The sequence below is a fragment of the Spiroplasma endosymbiont of Dromius quadrimaculatus genome, assembly GCF_964031155.1.
GTDB lineage: Bacteria > Bacillota_I > Bacilli_A > Mycoplasmatales > Nriv7 > Nriv7.
Genome location: NZ_OZ035010.1, coordinates 145,954 through 158,384, shown reverse-complemented (window position 1 = coordinate 158,384; position 12,431 = coordinate 145,954). Strand labels below are relative to the sequence as shown.

General features: G+C 27.7%; 13 protein-coding genes and 1 tRNA gene. 4 read left to right on the top strand and 10 right to left on the bottom strand.

All coding sequences use genetic code 4. From position 1 onward, the window contains the following. Positions 1–78: 78 nt before the first annotated feature. Positions 79–693, top strand: coding sequence for a 30S ribosomal protein S4 (gene rpsD / locus AAHM88_RS00870; protein WP_342262935.1), 615 nt, complete (start codon positions 79–81; stop codon positions 691–693). Between the two features lie 127 nt (positions 694–820). On the opposite strand, the gene AAHM88_RS00865 is transcribed toward rpsD, so the two are convergent. Next, positions 821–2,932, bottom strand: coding sequence for an ankyrin repeat domain-containing protein (locus AAHM88_RS00865; protein ID WP_342262934.1), 2,112 nt, complete (start codon positions 2,930–2,932; stop codon positions 821–823). Between the two features lie 38 nt (positions 2,933–2,970). Then, complete coding sequence (locus AAHM88_RS00860; RefSeq protein WP_342262933.1) at positions 2,971–3,246, bottom strand: hypothetical protein; 276 nt, start codon at positions 3,244–3,246, stop codon at positions 2,971–2,973. Position 3,247: 1 nt separating this feature from the next. Between AAHM88_RS00860 and AAHM88_RS00855 the strand changes: the two genes are divergently transcribed. After that, entirely contained in the window at positions 3,248–3,484 is a 237-nt protein-coding gene (locus AAHM88_RS00855; protein ID WP_342262932.1) for a hypothetical protein, read from the top strand. Between the two features lie 7 nt (positions 3,485–3,491). Here the strand turns inward: AAHM88_RS00855 and AAHM88_RS00850 are convergent, their stop codons facing one another. The 4 genes from AAHM88_RS00850 to AAHM88_RS00835 all read right to left on the bottom strand — a co-directional run bounded on the left by AAHM88_RS00850 (position 3,492) and on the right by AAHM88_RS00835 (position 6,993). Further along, complete coding sequence (locus AAHM88_RS00850) at positions 3,492–3,779, bottom strand: hypothetical protein (RefSeq protein ID WP_342262931.1); 288 nt, start codon at positions 3,777–3,779, stop codon at positions 3,492–3,494. A 200-nt stretch (positions 3,780–3,979) separates the two neighbouring features. Beyond that, positions 3,980–5,227, bottom strand: a complete 1,248-nt coding sequence (gene tyrS, locus AAHM88_RS00845; RefSeq protein WP_342262930.1) for a tyrosine--tRNA ligase — start codon at positions 5,225–5,227, stop codon at positions 3,980–3,982. Positions 5,228–5,245: 18 nt separating this feature from the next. Then, positions 5,246–5,884, bottom strand: a complete 639-nt coding sequence (locus AAHM88_RS00840) for a hypothetical protein (RefSeq protein ID WP_342262929.1) — start codon at positions 5,882–5,884, stop codon at positions 5,246–5,248. A gap of 56 nt (positions 5,885–5,940) precedes the next feature. Then, positions 5,941–6,993, bottom strand: coding sequence for a nicotinate phosphoribosyltransferase (locus AAHM88_RS00835; RefSeq protein WP_342262928.1), 1,053 nt, complete (start codon positions 6,991–6,993; stop codon positions 5,941–5,943). Positions 6,994–7,219: 226 nt separating this feature from the next. On the opposite strand from AAHM88_RS00835, the gene AAHM88_RS00830 reads away from it, so the two are divergent. Both AAHM88_RS00830 and AAHM88_RS00825 read left to right on the top strand, forming a co-directional pair. Next, complete coding sequence (locus AAHM88_RS00830; RefSeq protein WP_342262927.1) at positions 7,220–8,053, top strand: DegV family protein; 834 nt, start codon at positions 7,220–7,222, stop codon at positions 8,051–8,053. Positions 8,054–8,064: 11 nt separating this feature from the next. Then, on the top strand, positions 8,065–8,925 hold the full coding sequence (locus AAHM88_RS00825; protein WP_342262926.1) for a DegV family protein: 861 nt from the start codon (positions 8,065–8,067) through the stop codon (positions 8,923–8,925). A 118-nt stretch (positions 8,926–9,043) separates the two neighbouring features. On the opposite strand, the gene AAHM88_RS00820 is transcribed toward AAHM88_RS00825, so the two are convergent. The 4 genes from AAHM88_RS00820 to AAHM88_RS00805 form a co-directional block, all read right to left on the bottom strand. Further along, on the bottom strand, positions 9,044–10,783 hold the full coding sequence (locus AAHM88_RS00820; protein WP_342262925.1) for a PTS transporter subunit EIIC: 1,740 nt from the start codon (positions 10,781–10,783) through the stop codon (positions 9,044–9,046). A 27-nt stretch (positions 10,784–10,810) separates the two neighbouring features. After that, positions 10,811–11,608 carry a MurR/RpiR family transcriptional regulator gene (locus AAHM88_RS00815; RefSeq protein WP_342262924.1) on the bottom strand — a complete coding sequence of 266 codons (798 nt, stop codon included), beginning with the start codon at positions 11,606–11,608 and terminating at the stop codon, positions 10,811–10,813. 196 nt (positions 11,609–11,804) lie between these two features. Further along, a tRNA-Trp gene (locus AAHM88_RS00810) sits at positions 11,805–11,880 on the bottom strand. 65 nt (positions 11,881–11,945) lie between these two features. After that, a complete protein-coding gene (locus AAHM88_RS00805; RefSeq protein ID WP_342262923.1) occupies positions 11,946–12,422 on the bottom strand; it encodes a Fur family transcriptional regulator in 477 nt (158 codons plus the stop codon). Positions 12,423–12,431: the final 9 nt, after the last annotated feature.

Below are 12,431 nucleotides of genomic sequence, written 5' to 3'. Positions count from 1 at the left end.
GTAATCTATCTTAATTAGAGTTTAATTTAAACTCACTGATTTTATAATGTCAAATATATTAATAAGGGAGTTTTTATTATGTCAAAATATAAAAGAGGTATTTTTAGAATTTCAAGAAGAGTTGGATTTTCAATTTTAGAAACTGGAAAAGAATTTGCTAAAGGAAAAAAACGCACAACTGCTCCAGGACAACACGGAGCAAGAAGAAGAAAATTATCTAACTATGGTTTACAACAACAAGAAAAACAAAAAGTAAGACATATGTATGGTTTAAATGAAAAACAATTTCGAAATACATTTTTAAAAGCCAAAAAAATGAGTGGTGTTACGGGAACCAACTTTTTAATTTTATTAGAATCTCGTTTAGATAACATTGTTTATCGTTTAGGTTTAGCAAGAACAAGAAGGGCAGCTCGCCAATTAGTTAATCATAGTCATATATTAGTAAATGGTAAGAAAGTTAATATCCCTTCTTATCGTGTATCACCTAATGATAAGATTACAATTAAAGAAAATTATAAGAACAATCCAAAACTGTTAGAAGCAATTGAATTAAATGCTGGAACATTGGAATTTGTTAGTTTTGATCGCAAAAATATTGTTGGAACTTACCTTCGTTATTCTGAAAGAAATGAATTAAATTCGGAAATTAATGAATCTTTAATTGTTGAATGATATAACCGTATTATTTAATAATAAATTAAGTATAATTAAAGATAAGTAAAAAGACTTAGAGTGATAATCCTCTAAGTCTTTTTACTATTTAAAGCTATAAAAGAGCTTCTCTTTCTCTATCCTTTCTTTCTCTATCTTCTAACATCTACTTGATTAAATCATCATTCTTTTTTTCGTTTTTGGTTTGTTCTGACATTTTTTCATCTATAAAAGTATATTGTGATAAATTTGGTAAAGGACAACTCGGTTCTGACTGGATATTTATTTCAGTATTAGTATTCATTGTAACTCCTGATGTTCCTGCCTCGTCTAAATCTCTTTGTGAAATTTCATTAACTTTAAATCTCTTAGAATTTCTATTATTTGTTGCCACTTCTATTTTTTGCTTGTGACATTTTTTATGATTAAATAAAACTTTTTGTTGTTGCTGACTATTTTTTTCCACTGAACAGATATTAGCATCATTTTTCTTAATATTCTTACTAACTTGTTCTCACATCAAATTTCTTATTTCAAAATTATTAAAATATTCTCCAAGTTCAAATGGTGTGGCCCCATTTAATCCTCTAATATTAATATCAGCGTTTGCTTCTAAGAGAATAGTAGTTGTTATGACATCACTATTATAAACTGCTCAGTGTAACGACGTAAGACCACAATAATCTTGAACATTAATATTAGCACCATTTTCTAGTAGTATCTTCACCATTTTAAAATCTTTCCCCATAGCTGCTAAGTGTAATGGCGTATCAAGATTATTATTTCTAATATTGACATCAGCCCGATTTCTTAATAAAAAAGTTGCTGTTGTAATCGCACCAGTAATTATTGTAATATGCAATGGCGCTCCAATATTATTAATAACATTGACACTAGCTCCTTCACTAATTAATAATTGCATTGCTGAAATATTATTTACAAATGTCGCTTCATGAATTGGCATACTACCCACCATATTAGTAGTATTTACATTAACACCTTGTTGAATTAACATTTGCATAAATGTTAATCCGGCAAAATTGCGACTTGCGATATGCAACGGGGTATTATTATCATTAAATAGAATATCTGGATTAGCACCCCTTTCAATAAATAATTGTGCTAATTCAAAGTCATTTTCATTTAACGCTAAATGTAGAGGCGTATCACCACTAGAAGTACAACAATTAACATCAGCACCATACTCAATAAATAACTTAATCATTTTTAAATCATCATCAAGTAAAGCTAAATAAATTGGTGATTGATTTTCAGAATCTAGTATTGTCACATCAGCACCATTGGTTACTAATAAATGGACCGCATCATAATTAGCACAACGCACAGCAATATTAAGGGCTGTCTCTTCACTATCATTTTGGGCATTAATATCAGCAGCATATGCTAATAAGCACCGAGCTAATGGCAAAACATTAGTGCTCCGCATTGCAAGATGAAGCGGGGTTTCACTATTTTCATTTTGTAAATTAGGATTTGCACCATTTTCTAGTAAAAGTTGTACTAATAAAAGATTATCGTGATGGACAGCAAGATGAAGTGGCAGATCCTCTTCAGATTCTTCATCAGGTAAATTTGGGTCAGCACCAGCTCCTACTAATAAACTAGCTAATACTAAATTATTATTATCAACAGCATTATAAAGAGCTGTCAGATTGCCATTATCTTGAACATCAACATTGGCACCATTGGCAAGTAATAATTCACTTAATCTAATATTATTAGTACGCGTAGCTAGATGAAGCGATGTTTCATTATTGGGTGTCTGAAAATTAACATTACTACTATCACATTGTAACAATAACTGTGTTAGCGGGACATTACCTTCTAAAATAGCGAGATGCAGGGGAATATATCCGCCGTCAACATCATTATTAGCATTTTCTCATAATCTTGATATTATAAAATTACTTTGCTCTTGAATCGATAATTCTATTGGCATTCTAGCAATTCCTAAAATATTACTAAGATTTTCACTAACAAAAATAATTTGTGAATTTCTTGTTTGCGGACCAACATTTTCTCAATTATTAAAACAATTTTGTTGAAAAATTCGCAATTGATCTTGTAAAAATGCTAAATTAGTCGCATCAGCATATCTTTCTTGCATATGTTGTAAAGTTAACGGATTACTCAGTTGCTCTTCAACTTGTTGTAATTGCATATTTCTATTAGTATTTAGTTCCAATATTTGACATAAAAATTGCGGAATTCTTACTATCAACCCATTTATTTGCATTAAAAATATCTCATTATTCATCCTTAAAACTTCCTATTCATTTAGCTAATTTTTAATTATTATTCACTTATTTCGTTATATTGTTTTTTTGATGATTCTGCTTTTTCTTTTCGTTTTTGTTGTTTTTGATTGCTATCTATCCTTGAAATGCAAAGTTTTTCTTGCGAACTTCAATGACCAAAATCAATGAAATCACTTTTAGAATCTCGCTTATTTTTCTTATCATTAGCACCTATTGGCACTTCTTGATAAACAGGTTGCATTAACTTTAAATTATCTTCCTGTTTAGAAAATAATTCTTCTTTAACTTTATTTTGATGCGATATTAATGGCATTATGTATAAACGACTCCTTGTTCCATTTTCAGAAAATAACTTGCATTTTTTTCGTAAACAATCAAAAAAAGAAATTTCTTCGTCAGTTACTATTCTATTAACATATTTAGAAATAATATTTTTTCTTCTAAAAGAATTATTTAATTTTGAACTGCGTTGAAATAAACTATATTTATCCAAGATATCACAAATTTTTTCATATTTTTTATCATCAATGAACTTTTGAAATTTACTATAAGCAACTTTTAATAACTTGTTACCATTTCAAGTTTTTCTTTAAATTCTAAAATATTATTATTTTCAACTAAACTAACTAAACTATCAATATTTTCTTTAGAAATGTTAGCATTACGATTTTTACTCATACAATAGAGATAAACTAAAAGTTCAGGAAGCATATTATTATCCCCATTTTTAGTTTGTAAACATATCATCTTAAAAAACTTCGCTTTTAATACAATATCATCTTTAATATATTCATTGATATACTGTTTAATTTGATTAATAATAAAAGTATTAATATCTTTTGGCATAATGCTCCTCCATTTTTAAGCAATTTTCTTTAAACAAATTATTAAAAAAATAAAGAAGCTTAATAGTAAGCTTCTTTATTTTTTATTGCATAATACATTCCTAACTGCTAAATCCTATTTAAAATTATATACAAATTATGCAATAAAATATTTAAAAAAACAAGATAAATTTTTATGAAAATAACTTATTGTTTTAAACATTAATGGCTATTAACTTCAACAATATAATAATGTTGTTTACCTTTACGAATAAAAATTATTTTATCATATAGCAATTTATCTTTAGATAATAAATAGTTTTCATCATTAATAAGTTGCTCATTAACATAAATAGCATTACTCTTTAATAGTTCCCGAACTTGAGTTTTAGAACTACATACTTCAAGTAATAAAAGTAAATCAATAAGTTTATGTTCTTGACTAACAGTTATTCACGGAACAGCATTTTTCATTTGTTGAATTTCACTCATTTGTAACTGCATAACTTTTTGCGAAAATAATGCTTCACTAATATTAATCGCCACCATAACTTCTTGTTGGGAATGAACAAAAGCAACAATTTCTTTTGCTAATACCTTTTGGGCATATCTTTTAGCCTTATTAACATTATGTTTTGCCATTATTTGCAAAATATCATCTAATGATAACAAAGTTAATCATTTTAAAAGTTTTTCAACATCAGCATCATTTTGATTAACAAAAAACTGATACAAAATATATGGGGATGTTAAATTAGCGTCTAACCAAATTGTTCCTTGCTCAGTTTTACCAAACTTAACACCATTACTTTGCGTTAATAATTCAATCGTTAACCCACTTGCTAAATGATTATCTTGTTCTTTTTTACGAATCAATTCAATTCCAGCAGTAATATTCCCTCATTGATCACTACCACCAATTTGAACTAAACATTGATAATTCTTATATAAATATCAAAAATCATATGCTTGTAAAAGCATATAAGAAAATTCAGTATAAGAAATTCCTGTTGCGAGTCTTGTTTTAATTGATTCCTTATCAAGCATATAATTAATCGTAAACTCTTTCCCCAAATCTCTTAAATAATCAATTAAATTTAATTTTGATATTCAATCATCATTATTTAAAACTTTAATATTATGATCTAATAATTTATCTAATTGTAAAGCAAGCGCATCACTATTTAATTTTACTGTTTTAGCATCTAATAATTTTCTTTCTTCAACTTTAAAACTCGGATCACCAATCATTGCCGTCGCCCCACCAATAACAGCAAGCGGTTTAAAACCCGCTAATGAAAAGCGATATAATAAAACAATTTGTAATAAATGCCCCACATGCAATGATGTTGCTGTTGGATCAATACCACAATAAACACTAGCATTACTATTCTTAGCCTGTTTTATTTTTTCACTATTAGTAACTTGTTTTAAAAGTCCTCGAGCTTGCAATTCTTCTAAAAATTCCATTTCTTACCATTCTTTCTCTTATTTTTGTTTTTCATCAATTAAATTAACAATGCTCCGATTTTTTTCAGTAACTTGCTGTTGATCATAAAATTTACTAGCGCGTTGATGAATATCATTAAAACGATTAACATAACTTTGCGCCCGAATATAACTAGTATCATCATAATGTGCATCACTAGTTGCTAAATTAACACTGTTATCACTTTTTCGATTAATAAAATCAATTGGAATTGGATTAACATTTCTTGTCATATTTCTTCCTTCAACATATATTGAAAAATCTTGATATTTTTGAATTTTACGATTAATAATTTCTTGCTGAACATGCTCATTAACATATTCTTCAATTGAACTATAAGTCTTTGTTGTTCTAACTAATGATTGTGGTCTAATACTATAAGTATTATTTACTAATGAAAAATCTTTTGGTTTATCACTAGCAATACTTTCTTTCTTAGCATTAGAACCTGTAATTGGTGAAATAATCTCTGTTGGTTCATAACCATATACTTGCTTTTGTTGCATTCAATTTCTTTGTTTACGACGATTTTCAGCAATTTTTGACTCTGCAATTTTTTGCTGATGACTATTTTCTTCATAAAGTTTTGATAATGGACCATTTAATCCATATTTAATTTTAAAATCATTAGTATTCATTATGACCCTCCTTTTAAAAGAAGCATGCGTTCTTTTAAATTATAACATAATCAAAATTAGATTTTTTGTACTAACTTATCATTTTCAATATTTTCACGACCAACTTTAGCAAAATTTTTATTATTTAATTGCACTAAATCACCAGTAAAATGAATATCAAACTTACCAATAGTCGCTCCCACACCATAAAAATCTACGGGGGTATTATCACTAACAAATCAACTAATCTTCGCTTTATCAAATCCAGAACTAACAATAATTTTTACATTATTAAAACCTTTATCATCCATTGCTTTTCTTAAAGCCTTAATTAAAATTGGATTTATACCCATAATATTTTCATTATAATATTTCTCTTGATTTTCTTTAACAGTAAAATATTTATCAACTAAACTAATGCTAGTATCAACCCGAACAGCACTAAGACGATTTTGAAAATGACGACATACTTTTAAACTAGTATTAATAACATCATTATCAAAATCAACTAATGCTACTAACTTATCATTAGGAAATAATTCACTATAAGCTTCTAAAGATTTAATAATATCACCATTAAAACCATGAATTAAAGCGTGGGGCATTGTCCCAACCAATATTTCTTGATTATTTCATCATTCAGTTTGTGCTCTCGTAACTTGTGATTTAATACCAGCAATATATGCAGCATAACCATCACCTTGTTGATTAAGATAGTCATCATTACGATCAAACATAAAGATGATTGGTTTATCATTACTAACTTTTAAAATCTCATTACAATTAGTAGCAACACTACTTCTTCTTGCTAAAATGCCATCAATAATTCCTTCTAAGTAACCAAATAAATGATAAGGACCGGTTATTTTTAAAACCGGAATATTAGCTTTAATAATATCACCATCATTTAAAGCATAAACAGATATTTTTTCTAATGGCCTTACAAATTCTTTCAATAATGCCACAACTTCATCAATACCACAAAGCATAACATTATCTTGTCTTTGAAAAAATTGCATCGTAACAATATTATTAGGAAAATACTTTTTAAGAATTTTTTGGGTTTTTAAAAAATAAATCGCACTATAATAGCCTTCTTTAATACGAACATCAAATTTAAATTTTGTCATTTAAATAGCCTCAAATCTCTTATATAATTATTAGTTTTAATATATCAATTTTACTACTTAATAAATATTGTAATATAGTTTTTTAATAAAATTTCTTTTTTGATTACAAATTTTGCTATTCTTATCATCAAATTATCCTTTACTATTTCTTTTCTTGAATAATATTATATCAAAGTTTATAATTGATTAATAAACAAAATAGAGATTTTTGTGAGGTGTAAAATTAATGAAGCAATACATTATCTTAGTGGACTCAGCAACTGGTTATGATGAAGAACAAGCAAAAGAACATAATATGGCATTTGTCCCTTTAATGATAAATGTTAACAATAAAACTATTGCTGACAATAATAAAGAAATTACTATTGATAAATTTTATAAAATTTTAGAAACTGAACCAATTAAAACCAGTCAAACGCCACCAGGAATTTTAAAAGAAAAATGAGATGAACTACTACAAGAATATGAACAAATTCTTTTCTTTCCGATTTCTTCCCATTTATCGGGACAATATCAAAGTGCAGTATTACTAGCTCAAGATAATGCTTATAAAGACAAAGTCTATATAATTGATAGCGAAGCAGTTGGCGACATTAATAAAGAAATGATTAACCGCGCAGAACTATTTTTACAAGAACGACCTATTAATGAATTACAAGGTTTTATTGATGAACAGAAAACAAAATATTGTGCCTTCATTCTTCCATATCAATTAGATACATTGGTTCGTGGGGGCAGAATTAGCAGTGCTGCTGCTACCCTAGCTAATTTATTGAAAATTAAACCAATCCTAGAATTTAATGGTTTTATTGATAAATTTGATAAAACCAGAACATTTAAAAAAGCAATTAAAGAGGTTTTAAAAGAAATCAAAAAGCGCTATGACAGTGCTGGCGAATTAACAATTATGCATTCATTATGTGATATGGAATTAAAAGAAGAAGTAATTAAAATCATTACTAAAGAAAAATTTACAATTAAGCATATGAGTTTAATATCTAATGTTATTGCTGCTCACACCGGATACAATACATTTGTACTTGTATATTGAATAAAGTAAAGGAGAAAAAAATGTCCAACACAAATAAGAAAATTGCTATTATTGTTGACTCATCTAGCAACCTTGACCCTACAACCCTAAAAGAAAAGAATATTAATATCATTCCTTTATTAATAAGTTTTGAAGATAGAACTGAAATTGAAGATACCACTAGTGATATTAAAAAATCTAATTTTTATGCTCGTGTTAAAAATGGTGAATATACTAAAACTAGTCAATCATCACCAGGGAAACTAATGAGCTTATGGCGAAAACTATTAGCTGAAGGAAATGATGAAATTATCTTTATTCCGATTGCTAAAGGATTATCTGGTCAATACCAAAATGCCTATATGCTATCACAAGAAAATGAATTTAAAAACCGCGTTCATATTATTGATACTAACGGCGCTGCTACATTTAATAGTACATTAGCAATTAAAGCTAGTGAAATTGTAGCTAATGGTGGCAACATTAATGATATTAATAAAATGGTAACCCAAGTTAAAAAAAATAGTTTAATTTACATTATCCCTGAAGATATCTCGCGACTTTCTAAAGGTGGTCGTGCTAAATCTGTTGTTGCTTCCCTAATAAGTTTAATCCGCGTTAAAGTCATTATTAAATTCGGCGAAATATCAGAAAAAAGTGGAATTGCCAGAACCTTAAACAACGCTATTGAAAGCGTAATCACAAAAATTAAAGAATTTATTAATAATGAAAATTATATCTTAGAAATTCTCACATCACAATGTGATAAAAAAGTCACCACAATTATTAACAAAATTATAACCAACCACCCCGAACTTAAAATCAAAAAAGCATTCCTCCCTAACTGTTTTGTCAGTCACGCCGGTGTTAATTCCGTAGGAATTATTGTTGTTAAACAATAAATAAAATTAACAAAGAAAAAGGTAGCAACGCTACCTTTTTTATTTACAGCACTAACAATAACAATAATGCCAAGTTACCTTCTTTTAATGCTTTTAAAATAAAAACTATTTTCTATTTTTAAAAATTAGTTGCCAACAACACTTCTGATGATTGAAGCATTTTTCTTAACTCATCAGCAATAAATTGAGCATCATTGCCAACAACCAGTTGTAAATCCTTATCTGAAATCATTTTCGGATTAAGCCTATTAACAATTTTTCTTACTTTAAATCTGACTTTATTTAATTGTTCAATTTTTCCAGCATCAACATTTTTAACAACAATTCTTACCCTTGTAACACAATTACCAACACTAATAATATTATCTTTACCTAAAATATCCAAAATTTCTCTCGCTAATAACTGATAAGAAGACAGTGGTAAACTATTATCCAAATTATTTATTTCACTAACATTTTCCTCGCGACCTAATGTCTGATAATTAAACTTCTTAATCAAATAACTAAAAGAAAAGTAATAAGCCCCCCCGCTTATAATACCAATTGGTAGTATTCAAGCCGGATTTGCCAGCACTTGGGCAAAACCTGACTCCCAAGTTACTTTAGCAATTTTCATTGATTGATAAAAACTTAAAATATAATCAATAACACCAGCAGAAAACCCAAAGCCAATCCGAATTCCTAAACCAACAGTAATTGCAGAAATAATGCCTGATAAGACAATATGAACAAAAAATAGTACGGGGGCTGCATAAATAAAACTAAATTCTAACGGTTCAGTAACCCCAGTTAAAAATGAAACGGACGCCGCTCCAAGTAATAATGCCATAACTTTTTTTCTTCGGTCAGGATGAGCACATTTAATGATTGCCAAGGCAGCAGCAGGTAATCCAAACATCATAATAGGAAAAAACCCACTTTGAAATAATCCAGCGCCAACAACTAAATCATTACTAAGAAATGCAGGAATATCGCCATTAATAACTGTTCCGTTCTGTGAAGTAGTATAAGGGTGTTGTCAAAAAAAATAAATATTAAAAACACGCATTAAACCACTAGCATTTAATGCTCTATTAAACATTGTATAAACGCTAGCAACCCCTCATTGAATATGACGCGTTGAATTGTCAACTTTTTCAGGAATAATAGTTTGTCCAAAACTTAAAAGTCCTAACTGAAGTCAAGGTCAAATTATTGCCACTAAAATAGCAACTGGTAAAGAAACCAAAATAACAACTAATGGCACAAATCTTCTTCCCGAAAAAAATGACAAAGCAGTTGGCAACTTAATGGATTGAAAACGATTATAACAAGTAGCTGCTAATATACCAGCAATAATGCCACTCAAAACTCCCATATCAATAGAATAAATAACTTTATTGCCTTTAAGTTGATATAAAAGTTTTGATTTATTTTCTAAGTTAACATCTAATAAAATTGTTGAATAAACAATTTTTGGTAATATGGTCATTAGACCAATTAATATTGTATAAGCAAAAAAACCAATAAGAGCTGCTTCACCACGATTATCTTTAGCAAAACCAAAAGCCACGCCAATAGCAAAAAGAACAGAAAGATTAGCAAAAGCACCACCACCAATAACCTGCAATACTGAACCAATATATCAAATAACACCGTTCTCAGTAATTCCAAAATCTTTAGTCATCATTAATCCGCCCACACGATTCAATATTGCCGCGATAGGTAAAATAGCAATCGGAAACATTAATGATTTAGCAAGTTTTTGTAATCCTGAACTTGTTTTATTACGAAAATGCTTTAAAGTATTTTTTAGTTGAAAATTATTAGATGTTAGCTTAAGTTTTTTAAAATTACTAAAAATATGTTTAAATTCCATTTAATTCAATCCTACCTTTATTTTAATTTATAAATTAAAACTAATTATTTTTGCATACAAGAAATCTAATAATTGCATTAATAATTGCAATCTAATTGAAAAAACACTTCATAATTGTTCTTCTTCCGATTTAATTAAAAAATAAGATTTAAAACTTTTAACTAATTTTGTTTCTTTGCAAAAAATACCAATTGAATAAGCTTTATCTTTTACTTCTTCAATTATTTCACCAATTAATTTATTTGTACCACTTAATGATAGGCAAATAATAACATCATCGGCAGTAACTAATGGCAAGTACGAATAAATAACATTAATATCATTCTCACAAATAACATTTTTATTTACTCATCTTAATCTTTGTGTGAAAGAAATAGCGGGATAATATGAAATTCCAAAACCAAAAATAAAGATTGTTTTAGCATCAATAATTTTTTTAACAATTAAATCAGTATCTTTATTAATAAAATCTAAATATAATCGATTATTATCCTCATCTCTTATTTTCATATATTCATTAAAAAAATAGGTAATATTATTTTTCAATTGCACATTAGTATTAACTTGTCGTCCTGAATTTTTAATTCTTTGATTAATAAGTTTTAATTGATACTTCAATTCAGTTCAACCACTTAGATTTAATTTTTGACAAAAGCGAATTATTGAACTAGAAGAAGTAAAACAAGCATCAGCAACACTTGTTGATGTTCAATCATCAATTTGTTCTAAGTTATTTAAAATAAATGTAGCGATGCTGGCATTAATAACATTGTCTTCATTAAACTTTATATGCTTTAATTTCTTAATAAAATCAAAATCTTCCAAAATGGCCTCCTTATTTCATTTATATTATCTTCCTGATAATTTTAAATTATATCGCAAAAACATTTCATCAGGTAAATTTAGGTAAACTTTCCAAAAAATGCAATATATTTCATTAAAAAATATAAAAATAACCATTTGTAATGATAACAATAATGGTTATTTTTATATTGATATCATTCTTAATAACTAATTTTATTGGCAGGGGTAGCAGGACTTGAACCCACAACACGCGGTTTTGAAGACCGCTGTTCTACCAATTGAACTATACCCCTACAATAAATATATTCTATCAAAGTTATTAAAAATGACAAAGTAAATTATAAAGAAATTTTAAAGATTATTCATTACCTTCTTGATTTTTTTCCTGACAAGATATACAAATTCCATGTGCTTCTAATTTATAATGCATCGGTTTAAAATCAGCATTTTGTAATTTTTCTTCTAATTTTTTCAAATTATCTTGAAAATCTTGATCACTTAAATGCATATCTTCACTAAGATGAATAACCTTATGACAAGTTTCACAAACTAAATGAACTAAGACAGGATTTGATAATTCAAAAACAATATCTCGGCCATTAAAAACATTAAGATAAATCAATTCTTCTTGCAAAAACAAATCTAAAGTATTATAAACTGACATGACATTAATATTCTTATGTTCATCATTTTGTTTTTTCAGTTCTCTAATAATGCCATTAATATTTAGATGTTGTTTCTTTAATAATAATTTTAATATTGCTAATCTAATATTAGTTAAACGATGTCCTTTATTTTTTAATACTTGCGTTAATTTCTCATAATCTCATTTCACAATTTTAAC